Source organism: Nibrella viscosa (genome assembly GCF_039541875.1).
Taxonomy (GTDB): domain Bacteria; phylum Bacteroidota; class Bacteroidia; order Cytophagales; family Spirosomataceae; genus Nibrella; species Nibrella viscosa.
Genome location: NZ_BAABHB010000016.1, coordinates 120,424 through 143,224, shown reverse-complemented (window position 1 = coordinate 143,224; position 22,801 = coordinate 120,424). Strand labels below are relative to the sequence as shown.

The window sequence follows — 22,801 nt, the reverse complement described above, 5'->3', positions numbered from 1 at the left end:
AATCGGCTATTATTCCGTAATTTTGTGCGCTAATTTTTCCACCGCATGATTACAATTCGCCCCGGCACCCGCGCCGATATTCCGCAGGTTTTTGAGCTGGTTATGGAACTGGCCATTTACGAAAAAGCCCCCCACGAAGTAACCAACACGCCCGAACAGATGGCCGAAGACGGCTTCGGCCCCAACCCATTGTTTAGTCTGCTTGTAGCCGAAGACACCGAAACAGACCGTTTGATAGGAATATCCCTGTATTATTTTCGTTATTCTACCTGGAAGAGCAAGCGTCTGTACCTGGAAGATATTATTGTGACGGAAAGCTACCGGGGCCGCAACATCGGCCGTCGACTGTTTGATGCCACCATTGAAGCGGCCAAACAGACCGGTTGTACGGGTATGATGTGGCAGGTACTCGACTGGAACGAACCCGCCATCGGCTTCTACCGGCAGTTCGGTACCCGCTTCGATAGCGAGTGGACCAACTGTCATTTAGACCTTTAGCTCTATCGGCTTTAAAACATTCCGGCCCGAAAGCCGTATCTTTGTGTAAGTGAATAGTAAACAGTATGCTTAATAAAAGACGGAAGGCGCTCAAAATCACCCTTTGGACGCTGATTGCTTTGTTTGTACTGGGAAGCGTCGGCGCGGGCGTCGCCTATTCAAAACGGGAAAGACTCCTGGAGGCCGGCCTGGAACGGGCCATCCGGAAAGCCAAACGGGACTATAACCTGGATGTTCGGATTGGCCTGGCTCATTTTTCCAATCCGACCACCATTGCCTTCAACGATATATCGGTTGTACCCGCCAATCGGGATAGCCTGCTGCGCATCGACCGGGCCGAAATCAGCGTTAAGTTATGGCCGCTGCTAATCGGCAATGTCCGGCTGGCTAATCTTACCCTCGAAAATGGAATGGTGCAGGTTGTTAAACGCGACTCCCTGACCAACATCGATTTTCTGCTGAAGCGCAGTAAAGACTCCACCGATACCAACAGAAAACGAGCTGACCTGGGCAAGGTAGCCGAGAACCTGGTCGACAATATTCTGTCGAAGATCCCCGACAATTTCGACGTCCGAAACCTGGACCTGCGGTTTATCGACAATGAGCAGCGCGTGAGCCTGCTAACGCAGACGGCAACCATTGACGACGAACATGTAACCTCAACGCTGAAACTGAACGGCAATGAAGCCACCTGGCACGTTACCGGCACCGCCGACCCCGGCGACCGGCAGTACGATCTGGCGCTTTATGCCGACGGGCAACCGCTGGAACTGAGGTATCTGCAGGAGAAATTCAAGCTGAAACTTCAGGCCGACACCATCCGCGCCGAGTTGGATGAATCGGGTCGTTCGGGGGGCGTATTCCGCATGGAAGGAGCAGGTTCGGTCCGGAACCTGCGGGTCAACCACCCCGCCATTGCCCGCCACGATGTCGTGGTCGAACGGGCCGCTATGGATGCTAACCTGTTTGTGGGCGAAAACTACGTGGGCGTCGATAGCTCCTCAACCATCTACCTGGGTCAGGTCAGTGCGCGGCCGTTTATCAAGTACACGCTCTCTCCGGATAAGGTATATGACCTGCAGCTCCACACCGATATGCTGGATGCGCAGGCTCTGTTCAACGCCTTTCCGCAGGGCTTGTTCGAGTCGCTGGACGGCATGAAAGTGGCCGGTAAGCTGAAGTACGACCTGGTCCTGCACCTGGATGCCGCGTTGCCCGACTCGGTACAGTTCGACTCCGGCCTGCAGCAGGATAACTTCCGGATCCTGCAAATGGGGCAGACGGACTTTACGATGATCAACCGCCCGTTCGACTACACGCCCTACGAAAACGGGCAGCCGGTGCGCACGTTTCGGGTCGGTCCCGAAAACCCGGATTTCACGCCCCTGCAGAACATTTCGCCCAACCTGCGCAACGCCCTGCTGACGTCGGAAGATTACACCTTCTTTACCCATAAAGGCTTCAACGAGAAAGCGTTCCGGGTGTCCATCGCCACCAATTACAAGGCAAAATCATTCAAGCGCGGGGCCAGTACCATTTCCATGCAGTTGGTGAAAAACGTTTTTCTGAGCCGCCAGAAAACCCTGTCCCGTAAGGTAGAAGAGGTGCTGATTGTCTGGCTGATCGAGAACGAGCGGCTGGTGTCGAAGGAGCGGATGTATGAGGTCTACCTGAACATCATCGAGTGGGGCCGCAATATCTACGGCATCAGCGAAGCGGCCCGCTTCTACTTCGCCAAACACCCCTCCGAACTAAACCTCGGCGAAAGTATATTCCTGGCCTTTGTGGTGCCCCGCCCCAAGGCTGCGCTCAACCATTTCAACCCCGACGGTACGCTACGGCCCTACGTGCGTGGGTACCACCGGCTCATCGGCCGGATTATGGCCCGGCGTGGTATGACCCCCGCCGACACCAACGCTTACGGCTTTTACAGTGTCCGGCTCCGCGAAGGCTTGCGGCAGCAGGTAGATACCGGCGAACCGATGGAGATCGACAGCCTGATGAACGACCGCAACGAGGACGATGGCGGTGGGCTGCTCGATGCCTTCCGGAATCTGTTCCGGGGCGACAAAAAGCCCGAACGGGAAGAAACACTTCAGGTAGAGCAGGAAGCGGCCACCAGCCAGCCGGCCGCAGCCGATACCACCAAAACCCGGCGGCAACTCCGCCAGGAACGCCGGGAGCAGCGACGCCGGGAGCGGGAAGAGCGCAAGCGGCAGGAGAGTTTGTAGTTTGAAGTTATAGGGTGCGTCAGCCAACCTTAAACCTTAAACCTCAAACTCCTACCTCTTCCCGATAATTCCGTACGATTGACCGGAAGCGGTGGCGTTTTCCAGGATAAAAGCAGCCAGGTCGTTGGTTAGTTTTTCTTTGTGCGTAAAGAATAAGCCGTGAGGACCTCCTTCATACACGACGATCTGCGCCCTGGGAATGGCCTGGTGGGTACGCTGCCCCGTAATCTCAAACGGCACAATCTGGTCGGAGTCCCCGTGAATAATCAGCGCGGGTACGTTGATGGTGGTAAGGTCCGGCCGGAAGTCGGTCTCCGAAAACGAGCGGACACAGTCGATGGTAGCTTTGGGCGAGGCCAGCATCGCCAGCATCTGGTAATACTGCAGGGATGGCTCGCTTACGGGATGGCTGATGAAATTCACCCCAAAGAAATTGCGCCCAAACCCGTGCAGGAAATTGGCGCGATCATTCCGGAGTCCCTCGATCATATCATCGAACACCGACTGGTCAACCCCGTCGGGATGTGAGTCGGACTTCAGCAGCACCGGCGTTACGGCTCCGATAAACACCACGCTCTTTACCCGGGCACCGCCGTGGCGGCTCATGTACCGCGCCACCTCGCCCCCACCCATCGAAAAACCGACCAGCGTGACATCCTGCAGGTCCAATTCGTCCAGCACCGCTTTCAGATCGTCGGCCAGGGTGTCGTAGTCGTAGCCTTCCCAGGGTTTGCTGGATTTCCCGAAGCCCCGGCGGTCGTAGGCCACGCAGCGAATGCCGTGTTTGGGCAGCTCGGTCATCTGGTACTCAAACATTTCGTGGCTCAGCGGCCAGCCGTGAATCAGTACGGCGGTCGAATGGGCATCGGCGGTGCCCCAGTCCTGATAGTACAAATTAACGGCTTGTCCGGTGGCACTCTGGCCGGCATGAATGTAGCTCATAGATGATAAAGGTTTACGTGAGGATGAAACCAGCCTAAACATAACCGGATAATCACCAAATGGTTGCTTCATCAGCCGCCGTTTGCTAATGGCGTTCGGCCACAGCGCTGCCTACCCGCTCCACAAACCGGTTCTGCCCTTTTTTGGCACCCTTCACCAGGTCGAAGGCGTCGTACAGCTCGCCCGTAGTCGTGAAAGCCTGATAGCGCAGCGTATTGCCGTCGACCTGGATCACCTGAAACAACTGGGTGTTTTCGGCTTTACGAACCAGTTTCGCGTCGTATTTATCCCAGGCGTCGGGTTTGAAGTCGTACATCTTCCCTCCGCTCACCGACACCACATACACAGTACCGGTGCGGCTGTCGCGGGTGTTCATGCCCGCCACGACATTCTGCGACGTGGGTCCCGAGTGCCCCCTGGCGTAGGTATGATCATGCCCCTGCAGCACCAGATCGACCCCATGTTTATCAAAAATGGGCTTCCACAGTTCGCGGATGCGGGGGTTGTCGCGCTCCCCGGCCGTGGAGAATACGGGGTGATGAAAGCTGACGACCGTCCATTTGTTGGGGTTTTTCGTCAGCACCGAATCCAGCCAGGCCGCCTGTACCTCCTGCTGCCGGTTGGAGTTCAGCGCTACAATCCGCACGCCCTGGTAGTCGAAGGTGTAGGCGGTTTCCTGCAGGTCGGCGGGGCCATTGAGCGGCAGGGTAAACTGGTGCCGCCACTGCACCGATAGCCGTGACTCTTTATTGGCCTCGTCGGCGGCCGTAGCGGCCCGGTACTCGTGATTGCCCGGCACCGGTACGCTGGGCAGCATCCCGTGAATCCAGCCGCCGGCCGTAAACCACTCGTGCCACTGCCGCTCGCTATGCGCTTCGGAGACCAGATCCCCCGCGTGTATGATAAACCGCGCATCGGGCGCTTTGCTGAAGCCGGCCCGGATCAGCCGCGACCATAATTCAAGAATATAATTCTGGGCATCGCCGACGTACAGAAACGAAAACGGTTTAGCCTCCCGGCTTGCCGTTCGGAACTGAAACCACTCACTCCAGTGTACGCCGTCGCCAACCCGATAGGCATATAGCAAGCCGGGTTGCAGGCCGGTAAACGTCACCGAATGATAGTTGGCCGCCACCTCGGCACCTTTGACTGCAGCGGCATCCAGTTTCTCCGTTTTGGCGTTCAGGCGCTGCGCCGTCCGGTAGAAGTTCGGTGAGGCATCGGCCACGGCAATCTCGGCGATCGCCTGCCTCACGGTGGTATCCGTCCGCCAGGTGACGCTCTGCTGGGTAGCCGGATCGCCGGCAAACGTCAGAATAACCCGGTCGGGCTGATCGGTCGGCAGGGTCCACCGCTTGTGAAACACCGGCCGGTCCGGATGGGTATCCGCCTGACCAAAGCAGGTATCGACCAGGGATAGGACCAGGATCGCAGTAAGTTGAAGCGCAGGAAATAAGGGTTTTAACGGCATGAGCGGATTGCCATTGCACCAGCCGGCTACAGGACCGGGGGCAGGCCGGCGGAAAATTAAAAAAGATTAGTGTCAGATGCAGCGGCCGCCCCATAAATTTCACGAAAGGGTAGCAGACTTGCCGTGGAGGCACAAGGGACAATTCTCGCCGGCGGTATCCGCAAAATCACTTAACCAGGCCGCAGGCCGGTGGGTTTATTTATCCGCAAATCGGTATATCAGGCTGCGAATCTGCTTTATCCTGTAACTATTCTACCCTGATCTAGCTTACGACTTTTCAATGAAACATACCCTCTGGCTCACCGGCCTGCTAGCCGGTTCGGTCCTGGTCGTCACCTGTACCGTTTCCAAAACGAACAGCCCCCAGACTGCGCAGACAGCGACTCCCTCCGGCCCTGACCTCGGTCCAAAACCTGTTGTCAATCCTGTTGCTAATACCGCCCAATTAACGCCCGAGCAGAGCCTGAAGGCTTTCCGGGTGCCGAAGGGCTACCATATGGAACTGGTGGCCAGTGAGCCGATGGTGCGCGAACCGGTAGCCATTGCCTGGGACGGCAACGCCCGCATGTACGTAGCCGAGATGGACACCTACATGCAGGATGCCGACGCCACCGGCGAGCACGAGCCCGTGAGCCGCATTGTCCGGCTGGAAGACACTAACGGCGACGGTAAAATGGACAAGAGTACGGTGTTTATCGACAAACTGCTGCTGCCCCGCATGATCCTGTGCGTGGGCAATGAACTGATCGTTAACGAAACCGATACGTACGATTTGTGGAGCTATACCGACACCAACGGCGATGGCGTGGCCGATACCAAAAAGCGCATTTACCACATCCCCCGCAAAGCCCCCGGTAACCTGGAGCACCAGCGCAGCGGCCTCGACTGGAACATCGACAACTGGCTTTATGTCACGGTAGACCCCGTCCGTTTCCGCTATACCAAAGGCCAGATTCAGGTCGATTCACTGCATAGCGGCTCCAACGGACAGTGGGGCCTGACGCACGACAACTACGGCCGGCTGTTCTTCAGCCGGGGCGGGGGCGAAAATGCGGGCTCCGGCTTCCAGATCAATCCAAAGTATGGTGCGCTGGAATTTGCCGATGCGTACGACGAGGAGACGTTCGCCCCCGTATGGTCCATTATTGCTAACCCCGATGTGCAGGGCGGTCCCCGGCGGCTCCGGCCCGACAGTACCCTCAACCACTTTACGGCCGGCTGCGGTCAGTCTATCTACCGGGGCGATAAGCTTCCTGCCGACCTCGTGGGCGATTACCTGATCTGCGAACCGGTAGCCCGCATTGTACGCCGGGCGAGGGTGGTGAATAAGCAGGGTAAAACGCACCTCGAAAATGTGTACCACCAGCAGGAGTTCATTGCCTCTACCGACTTCAATTTCCGCCCGGTTAACACCTATACCGGGCCGGATGGCAACCTGTACATTGTCGACATGAACCGGGGTATCATTCAGGAGTCGCAGTGGACACCGAAGGGAAGCTGGATTCGGCCGCAGATCGAGCGGCTGGGGCTGGACAAGCACGTACAGCACGGCCGCATCTGGCGGCTGGTGCAGGATGGCGTGAAGCCGGGCAACAAACCCAATATGCTGAACGAGTCGGCGCAGCAACTGGTAGCCTATCTGGATCACCCCAACGGCTGGTGGCGGGATAATGCGCAGCGGCAACTGATTATCCTGGGAGACCAATCGGTAGTGCCCACGCTGAAGCAGATAGCCGCCGGACAGCCGGCTGGTCTGGTCAGGAAACCGAGTGCCCTGGGTCGCCTTCATGCGCTGTGGACGCTGGAAGGGCTGGACGCGATTGATGCGGCCACGGTTACGGCCGCGCTGAAAGACGACAATGCGCAGGTCAGACGGGCCGCCATCTGGATCAGCGAACCCCTGCTGAAGCAGAAAGATGAGGCAATGATTAATCAGGTGGCCTCCCTGCTGAACGACCCGAGTATCGACGTGCGGGTGCAGTTGCTGGAGTCGCTGCATTACAGCACCTCACCCAAAGCGAAAGCCGTGATTGGTGATCTATTGGCCCAAAATACCGGCAATCCGATGCTGACCGCCGTAGAAAGCAGTATTCAGAAAAACGAAGACTACAAACGATACGGCAACAAACTGGGCGGGCTTCTCGCCGTCGACCGGAACTCCGTTCTGAAAGGCGCTGAGATTTTCAAATCGCTGTGTTCCTCCTGCCACGGCACCGACGGCAAAGGACTGGCCAGTCAGGTTGCGCCCCCGATTGCGGGTTCCAAACACCTGGCCGACAAAGACCTGCTGCTCAAAATCCTGTTACAGGGCCTATCAGGCCCCATTGACGGTAAAACCTACCCGACCGTGATGCCGGCCATGGCCGACAATACCGACGAGTGGATTGCCTCGGTGGCCAATTACATCCGGTTTGAGTTTGGCACCCCGCCCCCACCGGCTCAGAACCGCCCTGCGCAGGCAACCGGTAACGCGGCCGGTGCTCAGGCCGGGCGCCCGCCCGTGACTGCAACGGGTGTGTACCGGCGCATCCTGCCGATGATTAACACCAGTGAGGTAACGAAACTACGGCAGGAAACCGCCGGCCGGACCAATGCCTGGACGCTGGCGGAACTGGAGCAACCCAAACCGTAAGCGCGATTGACAGCCTGTGTCTATGCTAAACCGAAAACTACTACAGCTTCTGGGTTGCCTGCCTATCCTGTTCGTGCTGGTGCTGGCCGGCAACAACGGATGGGCTCAGGTGAACCAACCCGCTTCCGGCCGTTCACCGGTACAGGCCCCCTTCGCCCTCAACCAGGGCGAGCGGGTGCTCCTGGTGGGCAATTCGCTCTTTGAGAATGATCTCCCGTATGGGTATCTGGAAATGGCCCTGACCACCCGCTGGCCCGACCGCCAGGTCACGTTCCGGAACATCGGCTGGTCGGGGGATAACGTTTTTGGCGCAGCACGGGGCACCATTACCAACCCGCCCACGCCCTATGAGGTGCTGATGGAGCAGATCACCAAAGCGAAGCCTACGCTGGTTTTTATGGCCTATGGCGGCATTGAAGCCGAAGAGGGCGAAACCGGCCTTCCGGGTTTTACCGAAGGCATGAACAAGCTCATTGATACGGTCAATCAGTTGGGGGCCGGCGCGGTCCTGCTGTCGCCCATTCCGGTATTTTCGGCCGGTTCACCCGAAAACACCGCCCGGCGAAATGCCCAGATGGAGTTGTACACGGCGGCAATTGCCCGGATTGCTTCGGAGCGGGGTATTCGGTACGTAGATCTGTTTACGCCTATGCAGCAGATCAGCCGGCAGGTAGCCGTATCGGACAATGGCATTCACCTCAACGAAACCGGGTACTACTACCTGGCCTCGGCGCTGGAGGCCGGTTTAGGCCTGCCCCCCCGGCAGCAGACCATCAGCCTTCAGTTGGGTAAACAAGGCCCGCAGGTATCCGGCCCCGTTAAATGGCTACCGACCGGTCAGGGTAACCAGACGCTGACCTTTACCGTCAATGAACCCTACCTGCCGCTGCCACTTCCCAAAGAAGGCGGGGAAACCGCTACAGGCGCGGTCCTGACAATAAGCGGCCTTACGAAAGGATTTTACACGCTGACGGCCGACGGCGCTCAGCTCGTTACGGCCTCCGCCAGCCAATGGGCGAAGGGCGTAGCCATTCAGCATGGCCCCCTCTATCAGCAGGCCCGCCAATTGCAGGCGATGATTCGGAAGAAGAACGACCTGTATTTCCAGCAGTACCGGCCGCAGAACCACACGTATATCATTGGCTTCCGGTCGTATGAGCAGGGGCGGCACGTGAAGACCCTGGATGATCTTAGCTTTATCATTACCTGGCTGGATGGTCAGATTGCCCTGCACCGCACGCCACCGATTCCCGTTTATCAGCTTAGCCAACTCAAGTAGCATGAATCGTATGTTTCGCCGAAAGGTCGCCCGCAGCCTGGTATGGATACCGCTGGTGTTCCTCTTCACCGCTACGGTTAATCAGCCCACCCGACAGGATAATCCTGATCCGGACGTGGAGGCCGAACGAAAATCATTTAACGTGGCCGATGGCTTTGAGGTAACCCTCTTTGCCGCTGAGCCGCTGGTGGCCAAGCCGATCCAGATGAACTGGGACGCCGACGGCCGGCTGTGGGTGGTGAGCAGTACGGCCTATCCGCACCTCAAAACAGGAGAAGAGGCCAACGACAAGGTGTTTGTGCTGGAAGATACCGACGGAGATGGCAAGGCCGATAAATCGACCGTCTTTGCCGAAGGCCTGATCACTCCTACCGGCATCCTGCCCGGCGACGGGGGCGTGTACGTAGCCAATTCCACGGAGATCCTGCATTTTATGGATACCGACGGCGACGGCAAAGCCGACAAGAAGCGCCGGGTTCTCAGTGGATTTGGCGTGGCCGACACCCATCACCTCATCCACACCTTCCGCTGGGGTCCCGAGGGCGCGTTGTATTTCAACCAGTCTATTTACATCTACAGCCACGTCGAAACCCCTACGGGCACCAAACGGCTGGAGGGGGGCGGAGTCTGGCAGCTTCGACCTAAGACTCAGGACCTGGCAGTATACGCCCGTGGGCTGATCAATCCCTGGGGGCTGCAGTTCGATCGGTGGGGGCAGTCGTTCCTGACGGATGGTGCGGGTGGCGAAGGTATCAACTACGCATTTCCCGGCGCTACGTTCGTGACCGCTCCGGGGGCCGAACGCATCATCCGGGGGCTAAATCCCGGCCAGCCCAAACACAGCGGACTGGATATTATCTCAGGGCGGCACCTGCCGGAATCCTGGCAGGGCCATCTCATCACCAACGACTTCCGGGCCAACCGGATCAACCGCTTCAGCCTTGAGGAGCAGGGCAGCGGCTATGCATCCCGGCAGGCCGACGATCTGCTCTGGACGAACCACGTCGCGTTTCGTCCCGTCGATATTTCCGTAGGACCTGATGGAGCCATTTACGTAGCCGACTGGTACAACCCCATCATTCAGCACGGTGAGGTTGATTTCCACGACCCGCGCCGGGATCAGGAACGCGGGCGAATCTGGCGGATAACGGCAAAGAACCGCCCCCTGGTCAAAACACCCAAACTGACTAAAGCCAGTACGGCGGAGCTATTGGAGGCCCTGAAAGTACCCGAAGACTGGACCCGTTCCCAGGCCCGGCAGATCCTGAAAACGCGGGCGGCCGGCGACGTTCTTCCGGCGCTGCAAACGTGGCTCTCCAGCCTCAACCGGAACGATCCGGATTACGAACATCAGCTACTGGAAGGCCTGTGGGTGTACCAGGCGTTCGATACCGTAAACGAGCCGCTGCTGCTCAGTCTCCTAAATGCGGAGAGCCACAAAGCGCGGGCGGCCGGCCTCCGCGCTCTCCAGCAGTGGCCGGGCAAAATTGCGAATGAACCCGCACTGCTGGCCAAAGCGGTGGCCGACAGGCACGCGCAGGTACGCCTGGAAGCCGTGATCGCCCTGAGAAACGGCAAAACCGCCGAAGCTGCCCGCACGGCCCTGGCGGTGCTGGAACAACCCATGGACGAATTCCTGGACTTTGCCCTTTGGCAGACAACGCGTGAACTGGAACCCCAGTGGACAAAGCGCCTGACAAGCGAACCGAATTTCTTCGGCACGGCCCAGAAAACGGCCTATGCGCTGAAATCGGTGAGCAATCCGGCTGCGGTATCGCAACTGGCTCAGCTTTACCGGAAAGGGGACGTACCGGAAGCGTACCACAAAGACGTACTCAGCTCAATGGCGCGTTATGGCCGGCCGGCCGACCTGGCTACGCTGTTTGATCTGGTGAACCAGCCGGGTACCGACCAGCCGGGAGCGGTTGCGGCTCAACTGGCGGCCCTGGAAGAGGCAGCCCGCCAGCGGCATATAAAGCCGGGGGGTGACCTGAGCCGGATTGCGGGATTTGTCGACCATAAAGACCCGGCCGTATCGGCCGGCGCTATCCGGCTGATTGGTCTCTGGCAGTTGGAAACTATGACAGACCAAGTGGTTGCCCTCACCAAAAAAGGAGACAGAAACACAAAAAAAGCAGCCATGAACGCCCTGGCGGTCTTGAATAAGACCAAAGCCCGACAGGTACTGACGGAGCTGGCCGGCCCTAAAAACACGGCGGAATCACGGCTGCTGGCAACGGCCCAACTGGCATCGCTGGACGTTTCGGAAGCCGCCCGGCTGGCTGTGGATCTGCTCCAGACCTTACCGGCTACCACAGATGCTTCTGAACTTTACCGACCTTTTATGGCGCAGCAGCAGGGCACCCAGGCGCTGGCCGAAGCCCTGATGGCCCGGAAGATTCCGGAAGCAGCGGCCAAAGCAGCCCGCCAGACTATTCAGGGACAAATACCCTGGACCCGCCAGCGCAGCGATGAGGTAACGCTGCTGAAGCAGGCGCTCGAAGCATCGGGTGGTACGCTGCCCGTTGAACGGATGCCCCAGCAACTTAACGACCAGCAAATTGCGGCACTGGCGGGCGAAGTAAAAGCCTCTGCCCGGCCGGAACGGGGTGAACTGGTGTTTCGGAAGACCAGTTGCGCTACCTGTCATGCGCTGGGTGGGGCCGGTGGCCTGCTGGGTCCGGACCTGAGCAGCCTGGGGACCAGTTCGCCGGTGGAGACCATCATCCGCTCCATCCTTTACCCGACAGCGTCTATCAAAGAAGGCTACGAGCTACAGCGTATTGCCAGAAAGGACGGCAGTGAACTGATGGGCTACATCGTCAGCAACGGTGCTTCTGAGATTGTAATGCGGGATGCAGGCGGCCAGGAAGTAGCGATTCCAAAAGCGCAGATTGCCGTAATGGAGAAAGTACCCGGCTCTCTGATGCCGGCCGGCCTGACAGCCGGTCTGGACAGAGCCGAATTCAGGGACCTGGTAGGTTTCCTCTCGAAACTGGGCGAATCCGGTCCGTTTCGGGTGCCAACCACCCGGTTAGTACGTCGCTGGGAGGCCATTCTGCCCACAAAGGAACTGGTCGCCGGTGTACGAACCGAGGGTCCCGCCTATGTGACAAAACCGACTGCGAAAGCCCCGGCCCAACCGGCTTACAGCAAAGTGTCGGGCGACCTGCCGCTGAACGAACTACCCCTTGTTGACGCCGGTCCGGGCAAACCCTACAGTTTTGTGCGGTTCGAGGTGGAGGTGCTGACGCCCGGCAGGGTAAGGCTGGGTGTAAATTCCACCGCCGGCCTGTCTGCCTGGGCAGGACAAAAGCCCATGAAATTCTCGGAAGAGGGTACGATTATCGACCTGCCCCAGGGTGTCTATTCCTTCACCCTGGCCATTGACCGGGCCGCGTTCAAAGAAGAAGCGCTGCGTATTCAGCTACAGGATGAACAACCGGGTGCAGTCCGGCCAGGTGAGGCCCGGCCTGCGGCTCAGACCCGACTTAGAATGGGGCGGTAATTAACGAATACTATCCCTGCGGTTTACTTCCACCTGGATGTCCTTCAGCTTTTTCGAATAGCGGGAGTCCATCCAAAAAGCAAAAAGAAGCAAACCACTGGTCAGCCCTGTGTCATTTTGGAGTAGTCCTCAGTTGAAAGCATACTCCTGTCTGGAGCGACGAAAAGTTACAAACGACCTATTTTACCCGCCTTCAGGTCGTTATCAGCCCATCTCCAGGCTTGTGTCAGGGCGGCCTGCGTTTGCCGGGCTTTATCAGTAAGTCCCTGTCCGAGTTGAGCCTGACGCAGGCCCGATAACGCCCAGCCATTGCGGGGGAATATTGTCAGGTCTTTGGCAAAAACGGCTTCAGCCTCGGCATAGCGTTTCGCTTTCAGGAGCGTGGCCCCCAAGGTGTGGCGCACCGAAAAAAACCAGTCGGGCGGCTCGTTATAGCCCAGGGCATCTTCCAGCGCAACAGCTTCCCGCAATAAGGCAATACTGTTATCCAATTGCCCTTCGTTCGCCAGAATGTCGGCCTTTAGCACCCGACGGGCGATTTCCAGAACGGAACGCATCGAATTGACGGGTCCAACCAGCAGCTTGCCCATGTCAGGATGAGCGGTAAGCGTATCAAGTTGTTGTAATTCCCGCTTTGCCTGGGCGAGTTGCTGTTTACCGACCAGGGCCATACCACGGGCGTAGTGGCGGATAGCGGTGGGATAGGTCAACCGGACCGTGTCGGCATCGCACATCCGAAGGAGTTCATCCCACCGGGAAAACTTAATGGCTACATGGTAGGGAATTGTATAGTAGTGCTGAAGGGCACACCAGACAGGCTGAGCCATTAATTTTTTGTTTGTGTTTTCGGCAGTTTTTTGCGCCGAACGCATAGCCCAGGTATAGTTACCTTCGAGCGTGGCGGTGGCAACCAGCAGATGGTAATTGTGCGGAAAATAGACCAGGGGAAATGCGCCTTCGGCGTGCCGGTTCATCAGGTAAAGGCTATCAATGACTACGGCCTGCTGGTTGCGTATTGATCCTTCGTGGTAGTTGCCCGTTCGGATGTAGGTGTGCGACGGCATATGTACCAGATGGCTGGCCTTGGGGGCTACCTTACCCAGAATAGCTGCGCTTCTGAGCCCTCGTTCCGGCGTTTGAGAGGCTTCTACGGCGTGAATATAATAGTGGTTCAGGGCGATATGGTCGGGGTTGCGGGCCATCAGCTTCTCCAGCACCGACACGATAGCGGGGGTCCAGGGCTTCGGGCGACCATCTTTCTCCCACAGATCCCACGGATGCAGGTCCATCAACGATTCGGCGTAGAACCCGGCAATATCGGCGTCATCGGGAAACTGCTCGTGGACTTGCCTGATCGCCGTCGAGTAAGCTACATCATACGGCCTCCGATCATCGACGGGCGTGGCCGGGTAGCGTTTCGCCAGGGCATTGATCAACGCTTTTTCTTTATCGGTGCAATTGCCGGATAACCGGATTGCTCGCTGAATGGCGGTATAGGCCCGCTCGTAGTTGTCAGGTTCCATACCCGCATTGTAGTTTGGTCCCAGCACGTAACTGAAGCCCCAGTAGGCCATAGCGCAGGTGGAATCCAAGCGGGTAGCTTCGTAAAACGAACGGGCGGCTTCGGCATGGTTGAAGCCCACCGCCAGCATAAGGCCCTGATTGAAATACCGCTGCGCTTCCTGACTCCGGGTCGTGATGGGGAACTGGATATTGCCGATACTGTCGAAGAGCATGGCTTTTTCGTTACTGCGGTACCAGACCTTGTCCGTTGGCAGGGTACCACAAACGACAATGGAGGTTGGTGGATTGTCAGCCGGTTTCTGCTTAGGCTGGCAACCCACTAGCTGGCTTAGTCCCAACAGTGCTCCATTCAACAAGATAGATGATCGTAACGGTATCATATGGAGGCTTTAGAAAATGGTAAAAGAAGTAGTAGGAATACCTTAGTGCTGTGAGAGTTTGGATAAATCTTCTGATACTGAACTTACAAAATTAATTTGACCTACTTTATTACTCTCAGAAATAAAAACATTGAAGCTCTTACCTGAATATGTTCTACTCCCCAAAATTAGGACCACTCGCTAAGTTGAACTAAAACGCGTAAACTAGTGGTCTGATGAAAACCAAACGGAAGCAGTACTCCCCCAGCTTCAAGGCCAAGCGGGGCGGCCCGAGCCATGGCTCTGGAAGCCCTCAAAGATAAGCAGACATTAGCTGAGTTAGCGACTCGCTTCGAGCCGGGCCGCCGGGCGGTCCATGCCAACAGGATCAGTAAGTGGAATCGGAGCGCCGAAGCGACAGGACTTCCTGGAGCGGGCTCCCTCGCTTTTCGAGCGTTCCTCCGAGCCTCAGGAGACAGTCGATGTCGAGCGGCTGTTTGCTAAGATTGGTCGTCTGGAGTTAGAGAACGAATGGCTAAAAAAAAGCTTGAAGAATCGGACCGCCGAGCGGTTGAGCTAACCCAGCGCCTGCGTATGATCGACCGCCACAGTAGCCTGAGTCTGCGTGCCCAATGTGAGTTGCTGGGCCTGCACCGCAGCCGCCTGTATTAACAGCCGGTAGGGGAAACGCCCTTGAACCTGACGCTGATGCGGCTGCTGGATGAACGCTGCCTGAACTTTCCGGCTGAAGGCGTGCTGCAGCTACAGGATTACCTGCGGGATCTAGGCTACCTGGTTAATGTCAGGCGGATTCGGCGTTTGCTGCGCAAGATGGGCAGATGGGCCGTGTACCCCAAGCCTAACCTAAACCGGTTAGGACAAGCTCAGTACATCTATCCCTACCGGCTGAAAGGCTTGCTGATTGTGGCCCCCAACCAGGGCTGGATGATCGACATCACGGCACGGGCCGCCCCGGTATGTGCCCATGGCTAAAGTTTTTTGTATCTGGTAGCCATTATTGATGTCTACAGCCGGTTTGTGGTGGGTTGGCGACTGTCCAACAGTCTGGTGGCTGAATGGGTAGTAGAGACCTTACAAGGGGCTATTAAGCAGCATGGTAAACCGCAGATAGTCAATTCCGACCAGGGCAGTCAGTTCACTTGTCAGCAGTGGGTGGAGTATCTCAGCAAGGAGCAAATCATCATCAGTATGGATGGGAAAGGTCGGGCCATAGATAACGTCTACATCGAGCGGTTTTGGCGCACGCGGGGCCGCCCGGCGGTCAAATATGATTATGTTTACTTATGGCCAGCGGAAGATGGCTGGGAGTTGGAGCAGGGCTTAAGCCGTTTCTTTACCCACTACAACTACCGCAAGCATCATCAGGGGGTAAGTCGGCAAGTGCCGGCACAGCTCTATGGGAGTTCACCTCAGCCTGGGCTGGAGGGGCTACCATTTCAATGATTAATGGTAAAAAATTGGTCCTACAAATGGGGAGTACCTCAGCATACTGATAAAAGAAATTACGGCAACGCATGATTTTAAAAATGAATCGCGAGTCATAATGGTTATTTTTAGGTATCAATAAGTGCAATAGTTTTCAAAGTACAGGGTTGTTAGTGCATGATGCACAACTCGCCGATTGCCGCACTTTCAATATAAAATACGCACCGCACGTACCGGCGGCCCGGTACGTATTTTGTATTGCTATATTTTTCAAGCCTGCCTATCGGGACGTTCGCATTGTCGCATAGAACCAGGAAATTGAAGTCTAAAGCTGCCCACCGGGACGAGCTGTCTATCGCCAAGACGCTGGCAAACAAGCACTTTTTAGACGAACACCCAACGCACGCAGGTGCTGATGGCGACCGAAGGGAGCCTTGACGCACATGGACGGTTGAGTTGTCAACGCTGCCTTTGCGGCCTGCTACCTGTCGCCCGAAAGGTTGAGAACAAAGTCCTCACTTACGCCGACGGTTTTGGCTATTTGACTAATACTCAAAACCCCTAAACTCAATAGGTTTTTGACTGTCTCAGTCTTTACTGCTAAATTCTCGGCCTCCCGAGCTTCTTGAATTTTCTGCCTCTCAGCTTTGACGGCTTCAGCGTTAGCTGCTGTCACGCGGGCAAAGTACGCCCGTTCCTCTGGTGTCATCTTCCGCGTGTCTAACTCGTCAATGGCACGGCGTAACCATTCTTCGTTCCAGAAGGCAGGGTACTGCGTAGGTTCGGTTGTATGAAGCGTCTTCATGGTATATACCAGTTTTTCTAAGTCGGTCTCTATCTCAGCTACTTGCTTGTTAAATTTAGCCATTTCTACAGTAATAAACGACATTTGACTGTCAATGATTTCACCCTGTTCGCTTCGCAGATTAGCAACCGTGTGATAACTGGCGGTGGGCAGGATGCCTTTCTCCAAAAACGCAATGGCATACAGCCTGGGCAGATTGGCATAATCAAACTCTCCCCGCTCCACCAGGGTGTTGAACTTGTGCAAGGCGTAAAACTTCATGCGCTGCACAAAATAAGGTGCAAACTCCAACTGCATCTCGACAATGAACTGATTGCCCTTTTCATCGGTGCAGGATAAATCAAAGATGCCGCTGCGGCTGTCGATAGTCAATGCCTCAAAAGCGTTTTTATCGAAATGCACCTCTCGAATGGGTGAATCGGATTTGATAAGGGCTTGCAGCGCTACGCGTAAAAACAAGCTGTCTGCTTCGTTGCCGAAGGTAGCCTTGAAGCCATAGTCAGAAATAATGGGAATGTAAACTCCTGTCTCCATGCCGCAAAGCTACTGGAAACCCCGTAAATACCCTCGCTGGCATTTACCAGTCACAGCTTTAATCTGAGTCTGCATTGGGATTAGGCAGTTCCCCAATTATTTTGAAAGAGCTTTCAGGCAAACCAACGGCTTCGACAACTAACCGCGTTAATCTTTGAAAAGTATCGGGGCTATGATGAGTTCCGAGATACAGCTTTGTTAATGGAACTTTGTGAGGACGGCTAACCTTTGATTCATCAAAACTAAAAAATGTCGCTCGGTTGTTGTTCAGATTCAACAGTACATCCGGGTCTTTAAATCGTTTTTGTTCGGCAAATATTCCTAACACTTTAGTTAGCATATCTCGCCAATGCTCAACTGTATGAATGGTGCCCTGTAATTCAAACTGTTTCAAAGTACGCTTTGATTTTGATTGCTTAACAGTACTTTTACGCAAGTTGGCAATCTCCTTCTTTAAATCAGCGTTTTCCTGAGTAAGAGTAGATATTTGACTGATTAGTGGCTTTACATCAACAACTTCGCTTCCTCTAACCCAACCTTCCAAGTTATAGCGGCTGTCAATGTCAATCATGGACTGAAATATAGCTAATTTGATGCCGTCCAAACTGTCAAAAAATTTGACGATTTTTGACAATACTAACTTCTTAAACTTCCTGTACTTATCGACGTTATCCTGTTCAAGGACTGCCCGACCAACTTGAGCTATTTTCGCATCCAGAAAAACATTTGACATAACGACCGCGAAAACTGGCTTTTTCTTGTCAAGAGCGTATCGGTATTCGACTTTGGTATAGGCAAGTTTAGTTTTGGGGTCCAAAGAGCCGTATCTACCTCCTAGGAGCAGCATGTATACATCAGAAGCATCAATCCACCTTTTTATCGTTAGAAGCATCAATCCACCTTTTTATCGTTTCAAGCTGGGTTTCACTTCCTGCTGCAAATAATTCCATACCTGCAGGTATGTGACCTGCCTGTAGAATGGTTTCGACACAGGCTTGGCGCTCCTCTAATAAATCGCTGTATGTGGATGATACGAATACTTGTAATTTTTTCATAGTCAAAGTCAATCCCGCTCAATATCAAAAGTAAGGACTAAAGCGGAACAGTATACAGAATTATCAAAAGAGTGCTTTTTGTCGCACGAAAGTCTGATTTCACTCAACCCACTAATTTCCTGACGGGGCGATTCTCGTGTCGACCGAAACCCGCCGAGAAAGCCAAAAAGCTCGCCTGTCGGGACGAGCATCTTGTCACACGGATCCCGCAAACACACTTTGCTTATTGGCTTTGCACTCAACACATCCATGTGATGATGACGACCGTAGGGAGATATTTACACACATGGTATGTTGGGCTGTCGGCCTTGACCTCGCGGATTGCATTCTGTCGCCGGGAAGCCAACCTACGCGGAGCGGAATTCACCTTGCTACCAGATGAACCTGCTGCAATTCACTGGCCAGTTGATGTACCGCTGTTTCAATTCGACGCACCTGCTCCATTGAAGGAAACTTCGTTTGCGCTTTGTAGTGCCGCAACAACGAAGGGTTCATACCCGCATAGGCCGCAATCTTGGAAATCTTTAAATACTCGTAATGTTCAAAAAAGCTGTGCAGATCATAGCACAACTCAAACTCTACCTCGCCTAAATCGTGAAAATCCAGCAACAATTGGCGCATATTAGCTTGTAGGGCCTTTAGGTTTTCGGCATGATCGACGATCAGGTTATCCTCATATGTGACCCGCCCCCAAAAACCAGCCGACTGGTCCTGTGTGGTAGGTGCTTCAATAATCAGTTGGACTCGTTCCATATGCTTGGTCGGTTGTTACTTCAAACCTGCTTGTTTGAGGATTGCATTTAGGGTGCCGGTGGCAATATCGCCTTTGTGCATCGGCACAGTGACCTTACCAGATTTGGTAGGATGGACTAATTGCAGGTGGCTGCCTTTCTGCGTTTTATCCATCCAGCCGTCCTCATAGAGCAGTTTAAGTACTTCTTTGGCAGTCATGCTTTGGTAATTAAACGGCTAAAGTCGCACTTTTGTGCCAAGGAATCAAGCATATTTGGTTTTTTGGGCCGTGCGGTCTGTCACAGACCACCCGCCGAACGAGCAAAAAACCTGACTTCTGTTACGTGCCGCCTGTCGATCAAAACCCGAAAATGGAAGCCTAAACCTAACCTCTACGGCCTGCAACCTGTCGACCGAAACCCGGAAATACAGACACTTTATGGCTATCCACCCAACGTCCCCATGTGGCGCTGGCGACCAAAGGGAACCTTGACGCACATGGACGGTTGGGCTGTCGAACCTTAACCTTGCGGCCTGCATCCTGTCGCCGGAAGGCTGAATTACTTATTAGACAATCCTTTTTTCTCCTCGAGAACAACTTCAATTGTCACATCGTTAGCATCTGCAATTTCCTCAATGCTCAATTTACCTTGCAACAGAAGTTTACGTATTGTCACTTTTTTTACTTCCTCAATTTTCTTCTGTTCATTCTCAATTGCCAAAGCGTTAGCGGCTAAAGTCATCTCGTAAGCCATCCTCTTTTCGGGAGTCATCGCCCGCGTGTCTAACTCCTTAATGGCTGCTTCTAACCACTCCTCGTTCCAAAACTGAGGGAACTGCTTAGGCTTGTTGGCTTTATGTATGGTCTTCATGGTGTAAATCAGTTTGTCCAAATCAGTTTGCACGTGGGTTAACCGCTTCTTGAATTTAACTAATTCTACCGTAATAAACGTTGTCTGCTCGTCTATCAGTTCGCCCTTCTCGTTTTTCAGGACAGCAATATTGTGGTAATCAGGAATATGAGGAAAGATGTTAAACGCTAAAATGCCGATGCAGTAAATCTTGGGCAATCCCTCAAAACGGTATCTGCCTTTCCGAATTAGAGTATTCAACCGGTAAAATGAGTAGAACTTCATGCGTTGGATAAAGTCAGGGTACTTGCTCAACTGCATCTCGACAATGAATTGATTGCCCCGCTCATCCACACAGGCAATATCATAGACGCCACTGCGGCTGTCTTTGGTCAAGCCCGGAATCTCACTTTCAATGAACTCAACGTGTTTTATGGCTACGGGTGACTGGATCAGCGCTTGTAACGCTTTTCGCAAAAACCGTGTGTCAGTTTCGTTGCCGAAGGTTACTTTAAAACCATAATCCGAAAGAATGGAGATAAACCGCTGGTGGCCGTTGTACAAATCCATGTAGTAAAGGCAGCGAAAAAGAGCCAACCTAACCGGGGTGGTTGACCTATCGCCGGAACGCTGGCGCTTATGCATTGCTGGTGTATCCACCCAATAACCCCGAAGGCTGATGGAGTGCCACAAAATTTACAAAAACAAACGCTACTTCGGACCTCTACACCCTCGGTGGCGGTTGGGCTGCTTGGCGTCCTGTCACCCGAAAGCTGGAATTTGAAGCAATTGTTGTATTTCCAACCAACACCCCCAAGGGTGTATTGACAATCGCCAAGGGCATAGTTTTAACCGGCGTAATACAAGAATTTGGCTACTAACGCTTATGGAGACGTGCAGCATGTTTTTGTCGGCCGCCAACGCGGTGTCTGTACATTATTATTTTAACCGGGTGTTAAACCAATCCTTAACCAATTGAATATACTCCACTGGAGGAGTGTGATTAGTGTTATATTCCATAAACTCCTTCTGCTTTAGAGGTATCCGATCATACAACTGGCGAGCTTCGTCCATCGTATAGTAAACATCCCGAGTTCCCATAAACATAAGAAAAGAATTAGCCCGGATTGACCCAGCAAAGGTTGAAGGAGCAAAGACCACAAATTGCTCTTTAACTTGAGGCTCAACCAGTTGATGAATGGGCGTCAAACCTGCAATGGCTGTTTTTATGCGGGGATCTATACTGGTTAGGATAAAACTCACCACTCCACCCATGCTTAACCCTAACATACCAATACGCGTCGAATCTATATCCGCCCGGGTAGAGACATAATCTAGGGCTTGCCGGTATTCAACGGCAGTTTGAACAAACATGCGACGGGCCGTGTACGGATACTGAAATGGGTTAGGAACACCTGAGTAGTTACTCTCTGCGGTTCGCTCACCATGATAAACAGCATCTAAGGCCATAACCGCAAAGCCGGATTGCAATAACGCTTTGACCACCTGTATCCCTTTAGGCCAGTTATTATCCTGAAACCAGCGGTCTTTGGACCCGGTAATTCCATCGACTAGAAATACGATTGGAAACGGCGCTGTCCCAGTCTTAGGCAGCGCCAAATAGGCAGGTACAAATGTATTATTCTGGCCTGCGAAGATAATCTTCTCCTGAGTACCATCTGGCAAGTTCTGCTTACTGACTACGTTGACAGCAGGTGGTAGAGCCTTATCGTACTGATACAACTGTCTGATTACCTGAAACGCATCCGGGGTGACTGTTGGCAACGGAATGCTTGCCTTTGGTTGAGCACATACGGAGTGGACAAACAGACTATTACAGCAGAATAAATACAGGAGCAGGTATAAATATTTCATAATAAATTCAATACATAAGTTAACTGTAGCCAAGAATTTTAACGAGCACCTCTGCTAACCACCCAACGACCGCAGGTGGCGCTGGTGACCAAAGGGAACCTTGACGCACATGGACGGTTGGGCTGAAAAGCTCACATATGCGGAGTGCATCCTGTCGCCCGGAAGCTGCTCACCCTGAATAATGTTCGTCTATTTCTGTTCCGGTCCATATTGATGTTTGTACTTAGGCCGGTAAAAGGTAATCCCTTCTACAAACTCGAAATCCTTCTTGTTGAATGTGAACAGTTCAACAGGGTATGTGAGAGCCGTAGCGGCAATAATCATATCAGCTATACCGGGACGCTTGGCGTAATGCTCCCAAGTAAGATTGAGTAACTGACGTGAGATTTCAGTATCAAAGCCAATCACATTAAACTTGTTGATGGTTTCTACTGTCTTCCGCTTTTCACTCCGCTTCATGCCAACGTACATCTCAGCTTCCGATATTACGCTAAGGTATAGCCGGTCGAAACCAATCTCTTCTAGCTCCTGTACCATCGCCGGTACCCCTCTGAAGTAGTCGAATAAAACATTAGAATCGCAGAGAACTATCTTCTTTTTGGCCATGCTTTCGCCCGTATTGAGGCCATTGTGCGTTCATCATTAGCCCAGATACCGCCGAAAGCCGCTGGCGTTTCACCAGCTTTAGCACTGCTCTTGCGTAATAGAGGAATGGGTCTGTCAGCTTCCGATTCAATTGGAATCCCGTTTTCTAGTAGCAGCGCCTTAGCTTTCTCGTAATCGTTATCGTTGACAGTTAGCGTTTTCATGTCCTTGTAGCGTGTCCACAATATACAACAAATTAGGCGCTGATTTAGCTCTCTGTTGGCGGTTATTGTAGAGCTGACTAATCGGGGCGGCTGGCTTGTCAACCGGTGGCGGGTTTACCCCTTTTCAAATTTTCTTAGCCTGCCCATCCGGGACGTCAGACCTGTCGACCGGAACCCAGCACACCCTTTTTTCACTGGCTGTTGTGTTCACCCAACATATCATTGTATGCGATTTTGCGGAACTATTTTC

General features: G+C 54.0%; 20 protein-coding genes. 8 read left to right on the top strand and 12 right to left on the bottom strand.

Translation table 11 applies throughout. From position 1 onward, the window contains the following. Nucleotides 1-45: 45 nt before the first annotated feature. Entirely contained in the window at nt 46-498 is a 453-nt protein-coding gene (locus ABD931_RS26065) for a GNAT family N-acetyltransferase (protein ID WP_345270968.1), read from the top strand. Between the two features lie 65 nt (nt 499-563). Then, nucleotides 564-2,729, top strand: a complete 2,166-nt coding sequence (locus ABD931_RS26060) for a transglycosylase domain-containing protein (RefSeq protein WP_345270967.1) — start codon at nt 564-566, stop codon at nt 2,727-2,729. A 51-nt stretch (nt 2,730-2,780) separates the two neighbouring features. Here ABD931_RS26060 and ABD931_RS26055 read toward each other — a convergent pair whose 3' ends face one another. Beyond that, nucleotides 2,781-3,671, bottom strand: coding sequence for an alpha/beta fold hydrolase (locus tag ABD931_RS26055; protein ID WP_345270966.1), 891 nt, complete (start codon nt 3,669-3,671; stop codon nt 2,781-2,783). 85 nt (nt 3,672-3,756) lie between these two features. Then, the gene (locus tag ABD931_RS26050) at nt 3,757-5,142 is read right to left on the bottom strand and encodes a purple acid phosphatase family protein (RefSeq protein ID WP_345270965.1); all 1,386 of its coding nucleotides are present in this window, start codon (nt 5,140-5,142) and stop codon (nt 3,757-3,759) included. Nucleotides 5,143-5,422: 280 nt separating this feature from the next. Between ABD931_RS26050 and ABD931_RS26045 the strand changes: the two genes are divergently transcribed. From ABD931_RS26045 to ABD931_RS26035, 3 genes are read left to right on the top strand one after another with little or no spacing between them, the layout of a single operon-like run. After that, nucleotides 5,423-7,774, top strand: coding sequence for a DUF7133 domain-containing protein (locus ABD931_RS26045; RefSeq protein WP_345270964.1), 2,352 nt, complete (start codon nt 5,423-5,425; stop codon nt 7,772-7,774). 22 nt (nt 7,775-7,796) lie between these two features. Continuing rightward, the gene (locus ABD931_RS26040; RefSeq protein ID WP_345270963.1) at nt 7,797-9,053 is read left to right on the top strand and encodes a GDSL-type esterase/lipase family protein; all 1,257 of its coding nucleotides are present in this window, start codon (nt 7,797-7,799) and stop codon (nt 9,051-9,053) included. Nucleotide 9,054: 1 nt separating this feature from the next. Further along, a complete protein-coding gene (locus ABD931_RS26035; RefSeq protein ID WP_345270962.1) occupies nt 9,055-12,561 on the top strand; it encodes a PVC-type heme-binding CxxCH protein in 3,507 nt (1,168 codons plus the stop codon). A gap of 167 nt (nt 12,562-12,728) precedes the next feature. On the opposite strand, the gene ABD931_RS26030 is transcribed toward ABD931_RS26035, so the two are convergent. Beyond that, nucleotides 12,729-14,441, bottom strand: a complete 1,713-nt coding sequence (locus tag ABD931_RS26030; RefSeq protein ID WP_345270961.1) for a tetratricopeptide repeat protein — start codon at nt 14,439-14,441, stop codon at nt 12,729-12,731. Nucleotides 14,442-14,975: 534 nt separating this feature from the next. On the opposite strand from ABD931_RS26030, the gene ABD931_RS26025 reads away from it, so the two are divergent. Genes ABD931_RS26025 through ABD931_RS26015 form a run of 3 tightly spaced genes read left to right on the top strand, consistent with a single transcriptional unit; the run spans nt 14,976 to nt 15,908 of the window. Then, nucleotides 14,976-15,116: a hypothetical protein gene (locus ABD931_RS26025; protein ID WP_345270960.1), complete on the top strand. Its 141-nt coding sequence runs from the start codon at nt 14,976-14,978 to the stop codon at nt 15,114-15,116. A 21-nt stretch (nt 15,117-15,137) separates the two neighbouring features. Further along, nucleotides 15,138-15,437, top strand: coding sequence for an IS3 family transposase (locus tag ABD931_RS26020; RefSeq protein ID WP_345270959.1), 300 nt, complete (start codon nt 15,138-15,140; stop codon nt 15,435-15,437). A 6-nt stretch (nt 15,438-15,443) separates the two neighbouring features. Continuing rightward, nucleotides 15,444-15,908, top strand: coding sequence for a DDE-type integrase/transposase/recombinase (locus ABD931_RS26015; RefSeq protein WP_345270958.1), 465 nt, complete (start codon nt 15,444-15,446; stop codon nt 15,906-15,908). Between the two features lie 463 nt (nt 15,909-16,371). Here ABD931_RS26015 and ABD931_RS26010 read toward each other — a convergent pair whose 3' ends face one another. The 9 genes from ABD931_RS26010 to ABD931_RS25970 all read right to left on the bottom strand — a co-directional run bounded on the left by ABD931_RS26010 (nt 16,372) and on the right by ABD931_RS25970 (nt 22,551). Continuing rightward, complete coding sequence (locus tag ABD931_RS26010) at nt 16,372-17,229, bottom strand: Rpn family recombination-promoting nuclease/putative transposase (protein ID WP_345270957.1); 858 nt, start codon at nt 17,227-17,229, stop codon at nt 16,372-16,374. A gap of 58 nt (nt 17,230-17,287) precedes the next feature. Further along, on the bottom strand, nt 17,288-18,076 hold the full coding sequence (locus tag ABD931_RS26005) for a DUF4062 domain-containing protein (RefSeq protein ID WP_345270956.1): 789 nt from the start codon (nt 18,074-18,076) through the stop codon (nt 17,288-17,290). Nucleotides 18,077-18,092: 16 nt separating this feature from the next. After that, the gene (locus tag ABD931_RS26000) at nt 18,093-18,284 is read right to left on the bottom strand and encodes a DUF4062 domain-containing protein (RefSeq protein ID WP_345270955.1); all 192 of its coding nucleotides are present in this window, start codon (nt 18,282-18,284) and stop codon (nt 18,093-18,095) included. Nucleotides 18,285-18,647: 363 nt separating this feature from the next. Beyond that, on the bottom strand, nt 18,648-19,037 hold the full coding sequence (locus tag ABD931_RS25995; protein WP_345270954.1) for a hypothetical protein: 390 nt from the start codon (nt 19,035-19,037) through the stop codon (nt 18,648-18,650). Nucleotides 19,038-19,052: 15 nt separating this feature from the next. Then, on the bottom strand, nt 19,053-19,235 hold the full coding sequence (locus tag ABD931_RS25990) for a type II toxin-antitoxin system HicA family toxin (protein WP_345270953.1): 183 nt from the start codon (nt 19,233-19,235) through the stop codon (nt 19,053-19,055). 341 nt (nt 19,236-19,576) lie between these two features. Then, nucleotides 19,577-20,560: an Rpn family recombination-promoting nuclease/putative transposase gene (locus tag ABD931_RS25985; RefSeq protein ID WP_345270952.1), complete on the bottom strand. Its 984-nt coding sequence runs from the start codon at nt 20,558-20,560 to the stop codon at nt 19,577-19,579. A 246-nt stretch (nt 20,561-20,806) separates the two neighbouring features. After that, nucleotides 20,807-21,742 (bottom strand): alpha/beta hydrolase family protein, encoded by a 936-nt coding sequence (locus tag ABD931_RS25980; RefSeq protein WP_345270951.1) that lies wholly within the window; start codon nt 21,740-21,742, stop codon nt 20,807-20,809. A 189-nt stretch (nt 21,743-21,931) separates the two neighbouring features. Then, nucleotides 21,932-22,348, bottom strand: coding sequence for a type II toxin-antitoxin system VapC family toxin (locus tag ABD931_RS25975; RefSeq protein ID WP_345270950.1), 417 nt, complete (start codon nt 22,346-22,348; stop codon nt 21,932-21,934). After that, the gene (locus ABD931_RS25970) at nt 22,330-22,551 is read right to left on the bottom strand and encodes a hypothetical protein (protein ID WP_345270949.1); all 222 of its coding nucleotides are present in this window, start codon (nt 22,549-22,551) and stop codon (nt 22,330-22,332) included. The genes ABD931_RS25975 and ABD931_RS25970 overlap by 19 nt, the downstream gene beginning before the upstream one ends. Nucleotides 22,552-22,801: the final 250 nt, after the last annotated feature.

Excerpts from the sequence above, each read along its gene's own strand:
- ABD931_RS26065 (WP_345270968.1), top strand. The coding sequence starts at position 46 with ATGATTACAATTCGCCCCGGCACCCGCGCCGATATTCCGCAGGTTTTT.
- ABD931_RS26000 (WP_345270955.1), bottom strand. The coding sequence starts at position 18,284 with ATGAAAAAATTACAAGTATTCGTATCATCCACATACAGCGATTTATTA.
- ABD931_RS25975 (WP_345270950.1), bottom strand. The coding sequence starts at position 22,348 with ATGGCCAAAAAGAAGATAGTTCTCTGCGATTCTAATGTTTTATTCGAC.
- ABD931_RS25970 (WP_345270949.1), bottom strand. The coding sequence starts at position 22,551 with ATGAAAACGCTAACTGTCAACGATAACGATTACGAGAAAGCTAAGGCG.
- ABD931_RS25995 (WP_345270954.1), bottom strand. The coding sequence starts at position 19,037 with ATGGAACGAGTCCAACTGATTATTGAAGCACCTACCACACAGGACCAG.
- ABD931_RS25980 (WP_345270951.1), bottom strand. The coding sequence starts at position 21,742 with ATGAAATATTTATACCTGCTCCTGTATTTATTCTGCTGTAATAGTCTG.
- ABD931_RS26025 (WP_345270960.1), top strand. The coding sequence starts at position 14,976 with ATGGCTAAAAAAAAGCTTGAAGAATCGGACCGCCGAGCGGTTGAGCTA.
- ABD931_RS25990 (WP_345270953.1), bottom strand. The coding sequence starts at position 19,235 with ATGACTGCCAAAGAAGTACTTAAACTGCTCTATGAGGACGGCTGGATG.
- ABD931_RS26060 (WP_345270967.1), top strand. The coding sequence starts at position 564 with ATGCTTAATAAAAGACGGAAGGCGCTCAAAATCACCCTTTGGACGCTG.
- ABD931_RS26050 (WP_345270965.1), bottom strand. The coding sequence starts at position 5,142 with ATGCCGTTAAAACCCTTATTTCCTGCGCTTCAACTTACTGCGATCCTG.
- ABD931_RS26040 (WP_345270963.1), top strand. The coding sequence starts at position 7,797 with ATGCTAAACCGAAAACTACTACAGCTTCTGGGTTGCCTGCCTATCCTG.
- ABD931_RS26010 (WP_345270957.1), bottom strand. The coding sequence starts at position 17,229 with ATGGAGACAGGAGTTTACATTCCCATTATTTCTGACTATGGCTTCAAG.
- ABD931_RS26005 (WP_345270956.1), bottom strand. The coding sequence starts at position 18,076 with ATGCTGCTCCTAGGAGGTAGATACGGCTCTTTGGACCCCAAAACTAAA.
- ABD931_RS26035 (WP_345270962.1), top strand. The coding sequence starts at position 9,055 with ATGAATCGTATGTTTCGCCGAAAGGTCGCCCGCAGCCTGGTATGGATA.
- ABD931_RS26045 (WP_345270964.1), top strand. The coding sequence starts at position 5,423 with ATGAAACATACCCTCTGGCTCACCGGCCTGCTAGCCGGTTCGGTCCTG.
- ABD931_RS26055 (WP_345270966.1), bottom strand. The coding sequence starts at position 3,671 with ATGAGCTACATTCATGCCGGCCAGAGTGCCACCGGACAAGCCGTTAAT.